This is a genomic window from Rhizobium sp. KDH_Rht_773_N (assembly GCF_052946295.1).
On the sequence record NZ_CM129525.1, the window covers coordinates 3799578 to 3815510 of the forward strand.

At 65.1% G+C, this 15933-nt stretch carries 18 protein-coding genes; 4 read left to right on the forward strand and 14 right to left on the reverse strand.

The window, feature by feature from the left end:
• Positions 1-17 precede the first annotated feature (17 nt).
• Positions 18-848: a transporter substrate-binding domain-containing protein gene (locus ACU8HS_RS18820; protein WP_447014915.1), complete on the reverse strand. Its 831-nt coding sequence runs from the start codon at positions 846-848 to the stop codon at positions 18-20.
• Between the two features lie 244 nt (positions 849-1092).
• On the opposite strand from ACU8HS_RS18820, the gene ACU8HS_RS18825 reads away from it, so the two are divergent.
• Positions 1093-3018: a bifunctional sugar phosphate isomerase/epimerase/4-hydroxyphenylpyruvate dioxygenase family protein gene (locus ACU8HS_RS18825; protein ID WP_447014916.1), complete on the forward strand. Its 1926-nt coding sequence runs from the start codon at positions 1093-1095 to the stop codon at positions 3016-3018.
• Positions 3019-3040: 22 nt separating this feature from the next.
• Here ACU8HS_RS18825 and ACU8HS_RS18830 read toward each other — a convergent pair whose 3' ends face one another.
• Together ACU8HS_RS18830 and ACU8HS_RS18835 are read right to left on the reverse strand one after the other, a co-directional pair.
• Positions 3041-3733 carry a GntR family transcriptional regulator gene (locus ACU8HS_RS18830; protein WP_112566563.1) on the reverse strand — a complete coding sequence of 231 codons (693 nt, stop codon included), beginning with the start codon at positions 3731-3733 and terminating at the stop codon, positions 3041-3043.
• A 16-nt stretch (positions 3734-3749) separates the two neighbouring features.
• Positions 3750-4436 (reverse strand): GntR family transcriptional regulator, encoded by a 687-nt coding sequence (locus ACU8HS_RS18835; RefSeq protein ID WP_112705983.1) that lies wholly within the window; start codon positions 4434-4436, stop codon positions 3750-3752.
• Between the two features lie 253 nt (positions 4437-4689).
• Between ACU8HS_RS18835 and ACU8HS_RS18840 the strand changes: the two genes are divergently transcribed.
• On the forward strand, positions 4690-4950 hold the full coding sequence (locus ACU8HS_RS18840; protein WP_447014917.1) for a KTSC domain-containing protein: 261 nt from the start codon (positions 4690-4692) through the stop codon (positions 4948-4950).
• 139 nt (positions 4951-5089) lie between these two features.
• Here the strand turns inward: ACU8HS_RS18840 and ACU8HS_RS18845 are convergent, their stop codons facing one another.
• Positions 5090-6649, reverse strand: coding sequence for a hypothetical protein (locus tag ACU8HS_RS18845; RefSeq protein ID WP_447014918.1), 1560 nt, complete (start codon positions 6647-6649; stop codon positions 5090-5092).
• Between the two features lie 111 nt (positions 6650-6760).
• Positions 6761-7063, reverse strand: coding sequence for a hypothetical protein (locus ACU8HS_RS18850; protein ID WP_112758879.1), 303 nt, complete (start codon positions 7061-7063; stop codon positions 6761-6763).
• 188 nt (positions 7064-7251) lie between these two features.
• Between ACU8HS_RS18850 and ACU8HS_RS18855 the strand changes: the two genes are divergently transcribed.
• Both ACU8HS_RS18855 and ACU8HS_RS18860 read left to right on the forward strand, forming a co-directional pair.
• Complete coding sequence (locus ACU8HS_RS18855) at positions 7252-7758, forward strand: hypothetical protein (RefSeq protein WP_447014919.1); 507 nt, start codon at positions 7252-7254, stop codon at positions 7756-7758.
• Positions 7759-7819: 61 nt separating this feature from the next.
• Positions 7820-8326 (forward strand): hypothetical protein, encoded by a 507-nt coding sequence (locus ACU8HS_RS18860; protein ID WP_447014920.1) that lies wholly within the window; start codon positions 7820-7822, stop codon positions 8324-8326.
• Between the two features lie 29 nt (positions 8327-8355).
• Here ACU8HS_RS18860 and ACU8HS_RS18865 read toward each other — a convergent pair whose 3' ends face one another.
• The 9 genes from ACU8HS_RS18865 to ACU8HS_RS18905 form a co-directional block, all read right to left on the reverse strand.
• Entirely contained in the window at positions 8356-8565 is a 210-nt protein-coding gene (locus ACU8HS_RS18865) for a hypothetical protein (RefSeq protein ID WP_112566488.1), read from the reverse strand.
• Positions 8566-9049: 484 nt separating this feature from the next.
• The gene (locus ACU8HS_RS18870) at positions 9050-10870 is read right to left on the reverse strand and encodes a hypothetical protein (RefSeq protein WP_447014921.1); all 1821 of its coding nucleotides are present in this window, start codon (positions 10868-10870) and stop codon (positions 9050-9052) included.
• Between the two features lie 74 nt (positions 10871-10944).
• Positions 10945-11256, reverse strand: a complete 312-nt coding sequence (locus tag ACU8HS_RS18875) for a hypothetical protein (RefSeq protein ID WP_447014922.1) — start codon at positions 11254-11256, stop codon at positions 10945-10947.
• Complete coding sequence (locus tag ACU8HS_RS18880; protein WP_112566482.1) at positions 11249-11659, reverse strand: Bbp16 family capsid cement protein; 411 nt, start codon at positions 11657-11659, stop codon at positions 11249-11251. Before ACU8HS_RS18880 ends, ACU8HS_RS18875 begins: the two co-directional genes overlap by 8 nt.
• 102 nt (positions 11660-11761) lie before the next feature.
• A complete protein-coding gene (locus ACU8HS_RS18885; RefSeq protein ID WP_112754144.1) occupies positions 11762-12796 on the reverse strand; it encodes a major capsid protein in 1035 nt (344 codons plus the stop codon).
• 6 nt (positions 12797-12802) lie between these two features.
• The gene (locus ACU8HS_RS18890) at positions 12803-13492 is read right to left on the reverse strand and encodes a hypothetical protein (protein ID WP_447014923.1); all 690 of its coding nucleotides are present in this window, start codon (positions 13490-13492) and stop codon (positions 12803-12805) included.
• The gene (locus tag ACU8HS_RS18895) at positions 13476-13829 is read right to left on the reverse strand and encodes a hypothetical protein (protein WP_112566476.1); all 354 of its coding nucleotides are present in this window, start codon (positions 13827-13829) and stop codon (positions 13476-13478) included. The genes ACU8HS_RS18890 and ACU8HS_RS18895 overlap by 17 nt, the downstream gene beginning before the upstream one ends.
• The gene (locus ACU8HS_RS18900) at positions 13829-15514 is read right to left on the reverse strand and encodes a portal protein (protein WP_447014924.1); all 1686 of its coding nucleotides are present in this window, start codon (positions 15512-15514) and stop codon (positions 13829-13831) included. Before ACU8HS_RS18900 ends, ACU8HS_RS18895 begins: the two co-directional genes overlap by 1 nt.
• Before the next feature lie 8 nt (positions 15515-15522).
• A complete protein-coding gene (locus ACU8HS_RS18905) occupies positions 15523-15762 on the reverse strand; it encodes a hypothetical protein (RefSeq protein WP_112566470.1) in 240 nt (79 codons plus the stop codon).
• Between the last annotated feature and the right edge of the window lie 171 nt (positions 15763-15933).

Sequence of the window (15933 nt, forward strand, 5' to 3'; positions counted from 1 at the left end):
TGACGGCAGAGACGGCGTCAGCCGGCGGTGAACGGAATGCCGTCGAGGCTCTTCGGGAATTCCGGAACCGGCACCTTCATCCACTTGTCGTAGATCTTCTTCAGTTCGCCATTGGCCTTGATCTTGTCGATGAAGGCGTTGATCGAGGCGTTGAGCTCCTTTTCGCCGAGGCGGGTGCAGGCGCCGTTATAGAGCTTCTGGAATTCCAGCTTGTTTTCGAATTCGCCGGGGCGGGCCTTTTCGACGCGGTCCATGTAGAAGATGTTGCCGCCGAGCGCATCGACCTGGCCGGAAACCAGCGCCTGCACGCTTGCCGCATCGCCGTCGAAGCGGCGGATGGTGGCGGTCGGCGGGGCGTTTTTCGTCACCTGCGTATCCTGCGCGGCACCCTTGGCGACGGAGATGGTCAGGTTCGCCATGTCCTCGTTGGTCTTGATCGACTTGTTCTTGGGGCCGATCAGCACGATGGCATTGGCATTATAGGGCTGGCTGAACTGCACCGCCTTGGCGCGGTCGGGCAGCATGGCCATGGTGGCAAAGAGCACGTCGACGCGGCCGGACGTCAGCGCCGGGATGCGGTTGTTGACTTCGAGCGGCACGAATTCCACCTCGACGCCGAGTTCCTTGGCATAGGCCGCACCCATATCGGCATCGAAACCGTCCTGCTTGCCGGCGCTGGTGACGAAGCCCCATGGCGGGTTGTCGCCCTGGATGCCGACGATCAGCTTGCCGCGGGCCTTGATTTCTTCCGGGGTGACGGCGGCGGCCGGGTTTGCGAGACCGACCGCAGCCACGAGAGCGGCGGCACCCAGCAGGGTGCCACGCCGCGTCAGCAAAGACTTCAGCATTGCAATTCTCCTCCTTTTGCACGGCCGCCGGGCAAGGGCACGGGCGGCCCGACAGTCATCCTCTCCCGACTGTTCGCAACCATGTTTGCCAGAGGGGCGCTCATAAATCAACATAGTTTTTGAAAATCATATGAGACTTTTGATTTGATCAATTGAATTGAAATCCTCACGACATTCACCATAATGCCATCAGGAGATTGGCGCGCCGCGGCCAGCGCGGCCCGAAGGAGGAGGATTTGCTGACATGAAGACCTCGATTGCGACAGTGACGCTTTCAGGCGAATTGCCGGAAAAACTCGAAGCGATCGCGCGCGCCGGCTTCGACGGCGTGGAGATTTTCGAAAACGATTTCCTGGCCTTCGACGGCAGCCCCGCCGATGTCGGCCGCATGGCGCGCGATCTCGGCCTCACGATCACGCTGTTCCAGCCCTTCCGCGATTTCGAGGGCATGCCGGATGCCTTGCGCAGCCGCACCTTCGACCGGGCCGAGCGCAAGTTCGACATCATGCAGGAACTCGGCACCGACATGGTGCTCGTCTGCTCCAACGTTTCGCAGGCAGCCCTTGGCGGCATCGACCGGGCGGCGGCCGATTTCCGCGAGCTTGGCGAGCGGGCGGCCAGACGCGGGCTGAAGGTGGGCTACGAGGCGCTTGCCTGGGGCCGCTTCGTCAACGACCACCGCGATGCCTGGGAGATCGTGCGCCGCGCCGACCACGAGAATGTCGGGCTGATCCTCGACAGTTTCCATTCGCTGTCGCGCAAGATCGACATCAATTCCATCCGCTCGATCCCGAAGGAGAAGATCTTCATCGTGCAGCTGGCCGATGCGCCGCTGATCGACATGGACCTGCTCTACTGGTCCAGGCACTTCCGCAACATGCCGGGCGAGGGCGACCTGCCCGTCACCGCATTTACCGAGGCCGTGGCCTCCACCGGCTATGACGGCTTCTTCTCGCTGGAAATCTTCAACGACCAGTTCCGCGGCGGCTCGACACGCGAAATCGCCGCCGACGGCCACCGCTCGCTGATCTATCTGGCAGACCAGATCCGCCGCAAGGTGGACACGCCTGTCGGCATCGACATGCCGGAGCGAGCCGCCGTCAGGGGCGTCGGCTTCGTCGAATTCGCAACCGATGCGGAGGAGGCGGTGGAGCTTGTCGCCCTTCTGGAAGCGCTCGGCTTCCGCAAGGCGGCGGTGCACCGCTCCAAGAAGGTGACGCTGTTCCAGCAGGGCGCGATCCGCATCCTCGTCAATGTCGATCCGGCAGGTTTTGCCAATGCCGCCTATGCCGTGCACGGCACCTTCGCCTATGCGATGGCGCTCGTGGTCGACGATGCGGCGGAGGCCTATGCGCGGGCGCTGGCGCTCGATGCCGAAGCCTTCGCCCAGCCGGTGGCGGCGGGCGAGCTGCAGCTGCCGGCGATCCGGGGCGTGGGCGGCGGGCTGATCTACCTCATCGACGAAAAGAGCCCGCTCGGCCGTTTCTCGGAGATCGATTTCGAGCCTGTCGCGGAGGAGGGCATCGCAGGCGATGCAAAGCACGCCGGCGATGCAGAGCACGCCGGCGATACCGGCCTCCTGCAGGTCGATCATATCGCCCAGACGGTGGCCTATGACGAGATGCTGACCTGGCTGCTTTTCTACACCTCGATCTTCGACACCCGCAAAACCCCCATGGTCGACATTATCGACCCGGCGGGCGTGGTGCGCAGCCAGGTGATCGAAAACGAGGCGGGCACGCTGCGCATCACCATGAACGGCGCTGAAAACCGCCGCACGCTCGCCGGCCATTTCATCGCCGAAAAATTCGGCTCCGGCATCCAGCACCTGGCATTCTCGACCAAGGATATCTTTGCCACTGCCGAAGCCTTGCGCGCCAGGGGCTTCAAGGCCCTGCCGATCTCGCCGAACTATTACGACGACGTGGAGGCCCGCTTCGGGCTGGAACCGGCGCTGACGGAGCGGCTGAAGGCGGAAAACATCCTCTACGACCGGGATGGCGAGGGGGAATATTTCCAGCTCTACAGCGGCACCTATGGAGAGGGTTTCTTCTTCGAGGTGGTGGAGCGGCGCAGCTATCGCGGCTACGGGGCGCCGAACGCGATCTTCCGGATTGCGGCGCTGAAGAAGCAGATGCGGCCGGAGGGGATTCCGCGGGATGCGGGGTGAGGCAAACCCAATCGTCAGCCGCTCACCCGATCCGCCCGCTCTTCAGCACATGCGCCACCCCGCTCTGCACATGCCGCACGATCACCGCGCGCGCGCCCTCGACATCGCGTTTCAGCGCCAGCTCGAACAGCAGCTTGTGATCGTCCACCACGGCCTGGCCGCGAAAGCTCCGCGCCAGCATGTGGTACCTCAGAAACCGGTCGAAGACCGAGGACAACGTCGCCATCAGCGTCGCCGAATTGCAGGCCGAGACGATCGCCTGATGAAATTCCCAGTCGTAGCGCACCCAGTCGACCGTCCGTGACGCATCGCCGGAGAGCAGCTTGCGCTCGGCGGCGGCCAGCTTGTGGTGGGCGGCGACGATGCGGCCTTCCCATTCCAGGTTTCCGGCGGCAAAGGAAAGCCCGATCGCGTGGGTTTCGAGCACGGTGCGCAGATCGGCAAGCTCTTCCAGCTCCTTCACCGAGGCCGGGCTCACCTCGAAGCCGCGCTGGCCCTCGGCAAGCACCAGGTTTTCCATGGCAAGGCGGCTCAGGATCTCGCGCAGAGAGGAGACGCTGATCGAATAATGTTCGCGCGCCTGCTCGAGCTTGATGCGGGCGCCCGGCGCCAGCGCGCCGGAAATGATGTCCTGCCGGACGCGCCGGAAGACGACGTCGCTGATCGTTTCGGAGGCTTCGCCGGCCGTCTTCGGCATCTGTTTTTCGCTCGGCATCAGGTTGCGTCCCGCTTCATCTCTGGGCGGGCAGGGCGGCGAGCAGCCCGCGGCCGAGCGCATGTTCGACACCGGCCTGGATATGGCGCTGCAGGATTTGCTTGGCGGTCGCGCTGTCGCGCCGCAGCGCCGCCTCCAGAAGCTGCCGGTGCTCCTCTTCGGCCACGCTGCCGCGATAGGAAAGCGCCACCATCTGATAGCGCAGGTATTTGTCGAAGACGGAAGAATGCGTTTCCATCAGAAGCCGCGAGCCGCAGGCGGCAATCAGCGCCTGATGGAATTCCCAGTCATAACGCTTCCAGTCCTCGGCCTGGCTGGTATCGCCGGATGCCATCACCTTTTCCATGCGCGCCAGCTTGTAATGGGCCGAAACGAGCTGCGCCTCCCATTCCACATCCCCCTGTTCGAAGGATTGTTCCAGCGCATGTTCCTCCAGGAGCAGCCGCAGGCCGGCAATCTCGCGCAGGTCGGCCACCGAAACCGGCGCCACCTCGAAACCGCGCTGGCCCTCGGCCACGACAAGCCCTTCCGAGGTCAGCCGGTTGAGGATCTCGCGCAGCGTGCTGACGCTGGTGCCATAGGCGCCTTTGAGATTTTCCAGCTTCAGCTTCTGCCCCGGCGCAAGCCGCCCGAAGAGGATATCCGCCCGGATCTGCCGGTAGCCGCTCTCGGCTACGGTCTCCTCGATATCTTCCTGCCGCATGCTTGTCTCCGAGATTTTCCGTTTTCTCCTATATAGCGGGAGAACTCGGGCAGGTTCAACGGAAAACGGAAATTGCGGTCAAGGGGGCGGCGGGGGCGGGCTTGCCGCAGGGCGGCCGCGTGAGGCGGATCGGCCTTTTAGCGCGGCGTTTACGTCAGGCAAGGTCTCTGAGGTAAAGTGTCCCGAAACATTACGGAGGCTTGACTATTATCATAACCGTGGTTCCATTGTGCGGCGCAGCATAGGAGCAACAATGGAACTCTCGTCAAAACTCGTGAAATCCGTTGCCTACGACCCGTCGACAGGGGTCCTCGACATCGAGATTCGCCTGAAGGGCCACCGCCGCTATTTCAACGTGCCGCCGGTCGTTTACCAGAACCTGATTAGCGCCACGTCGCCCGGCTGGTACTACACCCGCCATATCCGCGACGCCTTCCCCCGCTCGGCCGACAGGGCCGAAGGCCATCTCGGCGCGCTCAAATCGATTCTCGGCCGGCGCGGCCAGTTTTCCTGATTGGTTGAAGATGGCCGGGTCGGGGGCAGGCCGTCGAAACGGCCGAATTTCACGCTATCGGCGTAACCGGCCAGCGTGAAATCCTTGCTTCGAGGGGGGCTCGGACCGGGCCTGCGGGATCCGACAAAGGACGATCGGATCAGCCGAGTAGCGTCGCTTTCTCAGATTGGGGCAGGCGGGGCACGATCCAGTGGTCGATGTAGCCGGGCTGCGGGTGGATGCCTTCGGGGCTGACTGCCCAGTAGATTGCAGCATTGGCCTGGAAGACAGTTACGGCGTTCAGCGTGAAGCCGGTACTATAGGTACCGTCGCCATTGTCGGTCACTGCATTGATGATGCGGGTAGCATATGTCGCGGGCTGATATTCAACCACAATGACATCGCCGACCCTCGGAACGAAGCCGCCAATTACACCCGAACTCAGGACGCTCCCGCCGTCGCCCGGCGTATAGGACAGCATCGTGCCGATCTGGCCGATGTCGGTGGCCGCGCGGAACTTATCCGGATTTGTCGGATAGTCCGTCCAGGCGCGGTCGATATCGATGTAACCGTCATGGCCGAAGCCGGTATTGCTGCGGATATCATCGTTGATGCTGTTGCGGCCGGTAACCCATACGGCGGCGTTGACGGCGATTCCGGCCGCGGTCGCAAAGGCCGTACTGGAGCTGTTCTGCGGCGGCACGGTGCACTGGATCACCCGCATGTCGCTTCCGAGCCGCGCCTTGATGCGCGAGATCAGGCCCGTCATGCGGGATTTCCAGGTTGCGGTCGTCGTGTTGGCGTCGTTCGTGCCCATCTGGTTGAGCACGACCGTGAACGGGTATTTGCCGCCGTTGAAGGCCTTGATGTCGTCGAGGATGTCCCAGCGCAGGAAGGCGCTGGTCGTCAGTTCCCGCGCCGACTGGGCCGAGGGGCAACCGATGATCATATGGGGAATGCGGCCGAGATCGCCATCGGCATCGAGCCATTTGCTTTCCCAGCCGAGATTGCCCCTGGCATCGGCAGAGGCGGAGACTTCCTGGCGTCCGTAACCGATACTGTCGGCGGTGCCGAGGACCACGGGCCGGCCGTCCCATTCGCCCTTGGCGAGCATCATGTCCGGCCCGTAGCAGATCTGCTGCGAATTCGTCTGGTTGCCCGGCGCGACGGTGTAGAACACGTCGAGCGAGGGCGTGACGGGCGCGTCGGCTGCGATCAGGGCTTCCAGTGCCGTCGGGTCGGCGGCGGCCCAGAATTTCTCGCCGCGATGTTTCTGGATGCGGTAAGGGCCGACGAAGTTCTGGCCGGCATTGACGTGCCAGCGGGTGACGACGACGAAATCCGCTTCGGCATCGAGATCGGGCGCGGTCGGGAAATCGCACCATGCGCCCTTTGCGCCGGAGGCGATCGTCACGCCGGGGCTGCCGGCGAAGGTGCCGGGATAGGCCACGCCGCCGATGACGAGATCGACGCCGTCGATCACCACGTCGTTTCCGGGCAGGATCGTTTCCTGCGGGCCGAAGCCCTCGTTGAGCGCAAAGCCGGAGAAGTGAAAGCGGAAGCCGCGCGTCACATAGGAGGCGTTTCCGAATTTCAGCTTGCTTGCGAAATAGTTGAGGCCGCTTGCGGCGGGCATGAGAAAGCCCGAGGGCATGCGGGTGCGGGAGGCGAAGAACATGTAGCGGTTGGGCTCGACGCCGCCCCCGCCACTGTTCGGCATGTTTGTGGATGTCCCGAGGGACAAGCCGAGAGAAAGGCCAAGCATGGTGAATGCTCTCCTTGTTAGACGCTGTAGTGAAAGGGACGGCGAACTGCCCACGATCCGCGGGGATCAGGCGAGGATGACGGACGGCGACTGGCCGATCCGGGCGCCGAAATAGCGCGTTTCGCCGGCATGAACCAGCCAGCCGGTGGTGGCGGTCACGGGCGTGCGGAAATCGACGCGGATTGCCGCATCCGTGGCGGTCACGGTCCAGAACTGCTCGTCGCTGACGGCTTCGACCGGCACGGCAAGGGCGGTTGCGCTCGCATCCGCATTGTGGTGGCCCTCGATGTCGGCCAGCGAAATCGGCAGGCTTGCGCCCGAGATTGCGTTCGTGCCGCTGCGGCTCAGATAGATGTCAAACTTGCTCATGGATTTTTTCCCTTCGAGTTTGCACCACGACCGGTGCATGTCGCGAAGTTGGAGCCCGAAAGGTTGAAAGCTAAACCGGGCCTTCGCATGGCCGGACGGGAATATTTCGAAATCGGCCGCCCAAAAGTTTTGACCTTGCGTTGCATTGCGGATTCAAGCCAATCTGGATTGCTCGGATGGGGGATGACTTGGCCCATAGTTTCAGATCCGGCCTGCTGGCCGCAAGCCTCATGATTGCCTGCGCGGGCCTTGCCGCGGCGGACGAGATGCCGGCGTCGTGGAAGAAATCCATGACCGGCGATCCGGCAAGGAACCATTATGTCGCCGAGGCCCTGAAACCGCTTGCGAACCCGGATGCCCAGACATTGCGCGTGGTGAAGCTTGCCGATACGCTCGCCAGGCTCTGCAGCGGGGCGGCGCTCGACAAGAAGGCGCTCTATGCCTTCATGACCGAGGCGCGTTTTGCCGAGATCAAGGGCAAGGCCTATAACGAGGCCGCCTTCCTTGCCGACAGCAGCTTCCGCTATTTCGACTACCGGGCGCTCGCGCATCTGTGCGCCGGCAGCGCCACGCTCTTCGGGCCGCAGGGCCGGCTTGCGCCGGGTGTGCTCAAGCCCGGCAAGGGCCGGCCGACGGCGAGCTACGATCCGGACAATCCGCTCGTCCCGCTGCCGCCGCTGGCGCGCAAATCCTGAGCGCGGCGGGGAAGCGGATCGATCCCTTGCGCGCCGCAGCAAATTTCGTCAGCATCCGGCGATGCCGACTCTCAAGCAGCTTTCCATAGCCCTCGGTCTTCTGACCAGCGACCACGCTCCCGTGCCTGATCAGGACGGCTGGGTGAACTATGTCTGGCGCGTGCAGGCGGCCCGGCAATGCCTTGCCGTCAAGGACGGATATTGCGAGCTGGTCGAGGACAAGTGGGACTGGAAGCGGCCGCAATATTACAGTTTCGCCTTCCGCGCGGACCCGGCCAGCAATTCCGTCACCTCGCGCATCACGCTCAAGAACGAAGACCCCGAAGACGACGACCAGGTCTGCGTCGTCGCAAGCTATCTCAACGCGGCGGGGCAGGAGGTGGGCATTTTCTACGCCAACTGGCGCGCGCTGCCCGGCCGCTCCTATACGCGCGAGGCGCCGATCTGGCTGAGCACGGACGTGCGCGAGATCGAAACCGTGGCGATCGGCACCAAACAATGCGACGTGAAGGCCAAACCGGACGCGGAGAATTTCTACCGGATCAGGCTGGCGCTGAACCAGCACTAAGGACCGAAGGCAGCCGTCGTTTCCGCCATCTATCGAAAGTCGCCGCCGGGTCGATGTGGCGTAACCAGATCGCCGGGACTGCCGAGCCGGCCGCCTTTCCTGACGCCGATCGTTCCCGTCGGGCGAGGGTCGGCCTGTTCGTTATGGGGCGACGCCATGACGAAGAAAACGAGCGCGAGCGCGGCGGCAAGAAATGGCGGCCCGGCGAAGATGATCAGAAGGTAGTGCAGCGGTTTCATCGCGTATCGTATGCAGGTGAGCTTCTCACCTGGGCAGCGCTTTCTCCAATCGGTTGCAGTGGGCGGATTCGAGTGGGCTTTCCTGCTGCCCGCTCTCGCTTGCCGCTGCCGTGCTGCGAATCCGGCAGAAGGCGAAGCTGGTCCTTCCCGGCCTTGGTAATCGGGATTGCCGGCAAAAGATATAACAGATGTCACATGCCGGTTGCAAACCGGCGAGGGGAACCGGTTGCGCTCGCGTAGATTGACGGACCGTCGTGGCGACGTTTTCCTTGCGCCTGCTGCGGAAGCGCAGAAGCCCGGTTGGGCCTGCAACCTCATTTTACACACGTAAAAATTCGCGGATTGCGGGCGCGACCAACCTAAAGGATAGTCGCGGTGCCTACAAATGTTCTCCCCGGATTGGGGGCCTCGCGCGAGCGGGGCCTTTTTTCCGTTCGGGCGGCAGGCGCGGCAGTCCGCCCTCCCGCGCCCGCACGCCGCCCCGTCACCCCACCAGCCTCTCCTTATCCGCCTGCGCCAGTCGCGGCACGATCCAGCGGTCGATGTAGCCGGGTTGCGGGTGGACGCCTTCGGGGCTGATGGCCCAGTAGGTGCGGGCGTTGGGCTGGAAGGCGGTGTTGTAGGTGTTGGCGAAGGTGACGGAGGAGGTGCCGTCGCCGTTGTCGCTGGCGTCGATCACCACGCGGTCGGCGTAGAGGCCCGGCTGGTATTCGACGAGAAGCGTGTCGCCCACCTTCGGGTGGAAGTCGGCGGTGGCGGTCGGGTGGGTGGTCGTGCCGTCGCCGGGGGTGACGGAGAGGAGGGTGCCGATCTGGCCGAGATCGGTGGCGGCGCGGAATTTGTCGGGGTTGTCGGGATAATCGGTCCAGGCGCGGTCGACATCGAGGCAGCCGTCGTGGCCGAAGCCGGCGTTGGCGCGGATATCGTCGTTGATGCTGGCGCGGCCCGTCGTCCAGACCGGTGCGCTGACGGTGATGGCGGCGGCGGTGGAATAGGCGGCGGTGGTGCCGTTCTGCGGCGGCACGGTGCACTGGATCACCCTCATGTCGCTGCCGAGGCGGGCCTTGATGCGGGCGATCAGGCCGGTGAGGCGCAATTTCCAGGTGGCGGTCGTGGTGTTGGCGTCGTTGGTGCCCATCTGGTTGACGACGACGGTGAAAGGGTAGCGGCCGGCGTTGAAATCCCTGATCTCGTCGAGGATATCCCAGCGCATCAGCGCGCTTGCGGCCAGTTCGCGGGCGGACTGGGCCGAGGGGCAGCCGATGAAGAGATGCGGGATGCGGCCGGGGCCGCCCTCGGCATCCAGCCATTTGCTGAGCCAGCCGAGATTGCCCCTGGCATCGGCGGAGGCCGAGACTTCCTGGCGGCCGTAGCCGACGCTGTCGCCGACGCCGAGCACGACGGGCCGGCCGTCCCAGCCGCCCTTGGCGAGCATGATGTCCGGCCCGTAGCAGATGAGCTGGCTGTTCGTCTGGTTGCCGGGGGCGACGGCGTAGAAGGCGTCGAGGGCGGCCGTGGTCGGGGCGTCGGCGGCGATGAGGGCGGCCAGCGCCGGCGCATCGGCCGCCGCCCAGTATTTTTCGCCGCGATGCTTCTGGATGCGGGCGGGGCCGATGAATTTCTGGCCGACGGCGGCAATGTGCCAGCGGGTGACGACGTGGAAATCCTCCAGCGGCCCGATCTCGCCCGCAAAGGCCGGGAAGTCGCAATAGACGCCCCTGGAGCCCGAGGCGATCGTTGCGCCGGGCGCGCCGGCAAAATCGGCCGGATAGGCGGTGCCGCGCACGATCAGCTCCACGCCGTCGATCATGACGTCGTTGCCGGGCAGGATCGTTTCCTGCGGGCCGAAACCTTCGTTCAGCGCAAAGCCGGAAAAGTGGAAACGCGGCGCTCTCGTCCTGTAGGGCGCGTTGCCGAAGGTGAGCCGGCTTGCGAAATGGGTAAGGCCGATGCCGGTCGTATCGACCGCATAGCCGGAGGGCAGGCGCCCGCCGCGCGAGGCGAAGAGCATGTAGCGGTCGGGATCGACAGGCTCGCCGCCGGCGCTCCTGACGGGGATGACGGGCGCATTGGCATAGAGGCTGCGCCCGTCGGTGATGCGCACGGCGCCGAGCACCGGCAGGCCGTTATGGATCGTCGTGCCATCGCTGACGATCTCGATGCCGAGCACGGGCCGGTTGTCGGCAAAGAGCGTGGCCTCGCCCGCCTCGCGGATGCCGATGACGGGGCGGTTGTTGAACATCAGCGTGCCGTCGGCAACGATGACGACGCCCTGCACGGGCTGCATGTTGTAGAGTTTCGCCATCGGCGCTCTTCCTCGCGGAACGGAAAAAAGAGAGCGGCCGAAGCCGCCCGAAAGTGCCTGCCGGCCGGTCTCGGTCAGCCGCCAGGCGGGGAGGAGGTCAGAAGCTCGGGCGCCAGCCAGTCCGGGGCAGGGCCGCCAAGGGCTTCCTGCACGCCGTTGCCGGCGCCCGCCGCGGGCTCGGTGGGTCTTCCCGGCTCCGCGGCTCTGGCGGGCGCCTTGCGCTCGGCCGGCTGCGGCGGCACCTTCTCGCCGGCCTTTGCCAGCCGCACCCATTTCGGGCGGCGCTTCTCGTCGCGCCAGACGCTGTCGGGAAGCGTGAAACGCTCGCCGGGGTCGCGCCTGGCGCCGCCGTAATAGCCGGACAGGGTGGCGACGACATCAACCATGCGAGGGCACGCCCGCGGTGAAGCCGGCGGTGATCCTGCCGGTCGTCGGCGCCGTGCCGGTCACGGTGTAGAGCAGGCGCAGATAGGCCTCGTCCGTGCCGTGCGGAATATGGCTCGGCGGGATGATCCTGCCGGCCTTGAGATCGGCGAGGCCGAGCGTGGTGGTCAGTACGGCCTTCGGCGAGGCGAAGGCCTCGTTGTCGTCGGTCTGGATGGTGACGGCAAGCGAGGTGAGGTTGTTGAAGCCTTCCACCACCTGGATGAGGAAGGGGATCGGCTCGCCCTTGCCGATATCGCGGGTGATGCCGGCCCTGACCGGGCCGAGATGGATGACATTGGTGCTGGGGCCGGTCGCGGTGATCGCCTGGGCGTCCGAAAGCAGCGTCTGCCGGTCGAAGATCATGGTGGATACCTTTCCGTGGGGGGACTGCCCGCCGCTCGTCACGGCGGGCCGGTTCAAAGAGGGCCGCCCGCCGCTTGGGGCGGCGGGGCTGGATGAAGCCGATCAGGCGAGCGCCGGAACGGCGGCTTCGGTGTTGAGGATGGCGTCCGTCTCGCGGATCGGGATGCCGCGATAGAACTTCACTTCCTGTCCCTCGACGAACTGCGTGGTCAGGTGCACGGTGTTCTGCCGGTCGGATGTCAGCGCGCGGTCGGAAGACTGCACGTCGAGCACTTCCAGCACATCCTTGTTCATGTAGATGGCGATGCGGCTGGCCTTGGCGTTCAGCCGGCGCGACTGCAGGCGGTAGTAGGCCTTGCGCATCAGCGACCAGAGATCGACGTTGCCGGCCATCATGTCGGACACGTCGATATTGGCGACGCGGGCGTTGTAGCGCCAGTCCTTCACGGCAGCCCCGATATGCCAGGTATAGAGCGTTTCCTTGGCATAGTAGGGGTCGCCATTGGCATCCAGCACGCGCTGCTCGCCCTTGTCGTCGATCTTCACACCCGCCTTGGTGCCCTTGGGGTAGAGAAGGTGGGTGGCGTGGTCGCCCCAGGTGACGAACCAGATCGAGGTATTGTCGGCCCCGGTGCCGCCGCCGTTGACCACCTGGTTGGCGATGTTCGGCTGGGCCGGGTTCGGCAGGTTGGGGTTATAGGCTAAGTAGCGGGCCGAAAGGCCCTTGAACTTCTCCGGCGTCGTCGCCGTGTCGTGGTAGAAGAGGCCCGACGCCATTTCCTGGCTGAGCGACTCGATGAAGGGCATGGTGTCGACCAGGCGGGCCTTGGCCTTGTCCGGGGCGAGATCGAGCAGGCGCATGTCGATTTCGGAGCGGGCATGCACGAAGCCGGTCGTGTCGTCCACCTGCTGCATCGTCGCCTTCGACTGCTTGATGCCCTGGTAGAGCCGGCCCCAGGAAACGGAGGGCAGGCCGGTGCGCACCATATGGCGGTGCACGGCATCCATGTTGCATTCGACGGCCATCGCGTCGTCGAGGATCGGGTTCTGCTGGGAAAGAAGCTCGATGACGGCGCCTTCGGCCGAGCCTTTGAATGCGTCAACGAGGTTGGGGTAGTAGCTGCCAATGGTGGCCATGTCTTATCAGCCCTTCGGTGCGTCTTTGGGAAACATCAGGTGCGCGGTTTCGGCCTTCCTGCCGTTTCCGCCCGCGCCGCCGTTCGGTGGGTTGTCCTCCTGGATCATCGATCCGACCTTTGCGAAAATTCTGATCATCTCGGGGTGGTTGCCGCCGCCGCTGGAATTGAGGTAGTCGCGCAGCGCCGGCGTGCCGAGCCGGGAGAGCGCGCGCTGGGCGGCACCCACGGTGCCCGCCCATCTGGCGCCGCCGATCTCGCGGTCGCGGCGGGCCTCGTCGGCCCAGCCCTGCACGCGGCCGGCCCAGGCTTCGGAAGCCGCTCTTCCACGCTTGCCCTGGATCTCGATGAAACGGTCGGCCAGCTGCTGCGCCTGCCGGTTGGTGAGGCCGAGCGCGTGGAATTCCGGGCCGAGCGCGTCGACCAGCTCCTGGTCCACCGCGATGCCTTCGGGCATGGTGAGCTGGTAGCGGCCGTCATCCGGCACGCGGTCGGCAATATCGCCGGAAGTCTCGTCGCCGCCGGTATCGGCGGTGGTGCCGCGCTCCTCGGCGAGGCTGTCACCGTCCGGTGACGCGGCATCCTCGGGGAAGAGAACGGTCTCGGGGGCCGCATCCTCGCCATTGCTGCCGCCGCTGCCGGCGCCCTCGGCGCTCATCGCCATCTGCGGCCTGCCGATCCTAAACGTCGCTGTCATAATCCTCGCCTTCCTCGTCTGCGGCGCGGCTTGCCGCCGCTGCCCTGTCGTTTGCCTTCAGATCCGCGATTGCCAGCAGCAGGCGCGGATAGAGCGTCGGGTCGATGCGGTCGAGCTCGGCGATCAGCCGCCGGCCGACGCCCTGCCTGCCCAGCGTGTAATGCGTGGCGTTCACGAGTTCGCCGGCGTAGGCCTCCCCGTAGATCGCGCACTGTTCCAGCAGCCAGAAGAGCACGCGCTTGCCGGATGCGGTGGAAAAGACCTCGCGGAAGGCCGCGGTGATTTCGTCCTGCCCGATGCTGTGCGGGATGGACGGTTGATCCTTAAACTGCTCCATCAGGCGAGCCCCAGCTGGCGCAGAAGCGCTGCCCCGTTCGGGTTCTCGTTGGCCTCGGCCAGCACCTGTGCGGCCTTGGCGTCCTGGTTGAGGGCGGGCGCCACCTGCTGCGCCATCTGCGCGGTCTCAGCCGCCTGCATCTGCTGGGCGCGCTGGGCGCGGATATCCTCCACCCGGTCGTCGGCGAGGATCATCGAGGGCGGCGCGCCGATCGCGTCGAAATAGAGGTCGATCGCCTCGTCGACATCGAGCTTGTCGAGCGCTTCGGGCTTGACCGCCGAGACCTGGCCCATGAAGGCGACGCCGCGTTCGATGGCGCCGGTCGCCACCGCCTGCTGCGCCTGGGCGAGCGTGGAGATATATTCCACCTTCAGCTCCGTGCCCTGCAGCTCCGGCGGGGGCGGGGGCAGCTCGTCGCGGGCGGCCAGAATATCGAAGGTGCGGTCGATGGTCGGCCCCAGCTGGTCGCCGAAGACGTTTTCCAGGACGGGGCCGAGCTGCAGCAGCTGCTCTTCCTTGCGCTGCGTCAGCTCGAACTGGTTGCGCGGCTGCACGCCGTCCATATTGGTGATGGCGAAGAAGAGATCGGCAAAGAAGGTCTTCTCGATGCGGTTCTGCACTTCCCTGATGTCTTCGCGCAGCTCCATCAGGCTGAGGTTCACCTCCATCGCCGGGCGGAAACCCTTGCCGGTCGGATCGTCCACATAGTTCACCGCGCCCGGCAGCAGCGAGGCCGGGCTGTTCTGCATGGAGGTCGGCGCGTTCATCGGCGGGCGCACCTTCTTGTCGATGCCTTCGAGCTTGCGCATCTGCTCCAGCTGCAGCATGCGGATATCGCCGAGCGCCTTCTGGCCGGGCGAGAGCGCATAGTGGTCGTCCTCGGAAAGCTCCCAGGCGGGCGCGATGATCGGGTTGGAATCGAAGCCGCTTTCCTCCAAGAGTTCGGAGCCGGTCTCGTCGATCCAGTAGTTGGAAAGGAAGGGCTTGTTGCGCTTGTCGATCCTGTCGGGATCGCGGTCGTGGCGCGGCTCGATGGCGTGGTAGACATCGAAACATTCGCCGTATTTCGACGTGTCGTAGAGGCTTCTGACGCGCTCCGGCACGTTGTCGTAGCCGAAGCGCTCGACGATGCGCTGCACCGACCAGCGGAAGGTGCGGTAGAGCGTGGTGGCCTTGCCCTTGTGATCCCTGGCGATCCAGAAGCGGCCGTGCACCAGCTGCTGCACGCGGATGACCGTCTCCTCGTCTTCCACGAGGATGGCCACCGACTGGCCGAACTGGCCGAGATCGCCATAGCCGATATGGAAGGCGCGGTAGAGATTGGAGGCGGCGAAGACCTCGCGCATCTTGTCCTGCACGGCGGCGAGATAGACCTTGACCGAATCCCGCTTCTTCAGGTCGGGATCGAAGGTGGTGAGGCGAAACCACGGGCGGGCCGGCGAGGTCAGGCCCGAATGCATGCCCGATTTCAGCGTCTCGTAGGCATGGGTGCCGGTGCTGTCGATGATCCTGTCGCGCGAGCGCGGCCCCTCGCGGCCGGAATGGAGCCTCAGCCGCGTCGGCTCGATATGCTCGGCCAGCGCCCGCCACTCCGCCTCCCAGGGCTGGCGCACCTCTTTCAGTTCGGCAAGCCGGCGGCGGTGATAGGCAATCTGCGTCTCGTTATCGCGTCGATGGTTTTCCATGGCACGCCTCACTGACCGAGCAGCGTCTTCTTGAGCGCATTGCCCGACAGCGCCGGCGATTGCGTATCGGCAAGAACGGGCGCGCCGGAGGGCGAGGTGAGGATGGTGGACGGCGCGCCCTTGATGCGGTCGGAAGCGCGGCGCGCGGCCGACGATTGCGCGGCGGCATAATCGGGCGTCTTCTGCTGCGCATATTCGGGCGGTGCCTGCGGCGGCTCGGCTTTCGGCGGGGAGGAGAACATGCACATGGGGCGTCATCCGATCGTCAGGGTTGGACCGTCGGCCGGCAGGCGGATGGCCCGCGGCCGGTTCGGCATCGATGGGAGACAGGCTTGCGGGGGAAAGGTTGTGGGGGTGACATGGGGGCGTTCGCCGAGGGGGCGGGTGTGGCCCGGCTCTGTGCCGGCGTGGGCTTCGGT

Coding starts and splice junctions, on each gene's coding strand:
- ACU8HS_RS18825 (WP_447014916.1), top strand. CDS start 1,093: ATGAAGACCTCGATTGCGACAGTGACGCTTTCAGGCGAATTGCCGGAA.
- ACU8HS_RS18885 (WP_112754144.1), bottom strand. CDS start 12,796: ATGGCCACCATTGGCAGCTACTACCCCAACCTCGTTGACGCATTCAAA.
- ACU8HS_RS18875 (WP_447014922.1), bottom strand. CDS start 11,256: ATGGTTGATGTCGTCGCCACCCTGTCCGGCTATTACGGCGGCGCCAGG.
- ACU8HS_RS18880 (WP_112566482.1), bottom strand. CDS start 11,659: ATGATCTTCGACCGGCAGACGCTGCTTTCGGACGCCCAGGCGATCACC.
- ACU8HS_RS18830 (WP_112566563.1), bottom strand. CDS start 3,733: ATGCCGAGCGAAAAACAGATGCCGAAGACGGCCGGCGAAGCCTCCGAA.
- ACU8HS_RS18905 (WP_112566470.1), bottom strand. CDS start 15,762: ATGTGCATGTTCTCCTCCCCGCCGAAAGCCGAGCCGCCGCAGGCACCG.
- ACU8HS_RS18835 (WP_112705983.1), bottom strand. CDS start 4,436: ATGCGGCAGGAAGATATCGAGGAGACCGTAGCCGAGAGCGGCTACCGG.
- ACU8HS_RS18860 (WP_447014920.1), top strand. CDS start 7,820: ATGCCGACTCTCAAGCAGCTTTCCATAGCCCTCGGTCTTCTGACCAGC.
- ACU8HS_RS18865 (WP_112566488.1), bottom strand. CDS start 8,565: ATGAAACCGCTGCACTACCTTCTGATCATCTTCGCCGGGCCGCCATTT.
- ACU8HS_RS18900 (WP_447014924.1), bottom strand. CDS start 15,514: ATGGAAAACCATCGACGCGATAACGAGACGCAGATTGCCTATCACCGC.
- ACU8HS_RS18870 (WP_447014921.1), bottom strand. CDS start 10,870: ATGGCGAAACTCTACAACATGCAGCCCGTGCAGGGCGTCGTCATCGTT.
- ACU8HS_RS18840 (WP_447014917.1), top strand. CDS start 4,690: ATGGAACTCTCGTCAAAACTCGTGAAATCCGTTGCCTACGACCCGTCG.
- ACU8HS_RS18895 (WP_112566476.1), bottom strand. CDS start 13,829: ATGGAGCAGTTTAAGGATCAACCGTCCATCCCGCACAGCATCGGGCAG.
- ACU8HS_RS18845 (WP_447014918.1), bottom strand. CDS start 6,649: ATGCCGAACAGTGGCGGGGGCGGCGTCGAGCCCAACCGCTACATGTTC.
- ACU8HS_RS18820 (WP_447014915.1), bottom strand. CDS start 848: ATGCTGAAGTCTTTGCTGACGCGGCGTGGCACCCTGCTGGGTGCCGCC.
- ACU8HS_RS18890 (WP_447014923.1), bottom strand. CDS start 13,492: ATGACAGCGACGTTTAGGATCGGCAGGCCGCAGATGGCGATGAGCGCC.
- ACU8HS_RS18850 (WP_112758879.1), bottom strand. CDS start 7,063: ATGAGCAAGTTTGACATCTATCTGAGCCGCAGCGGCACGAACGCAATC.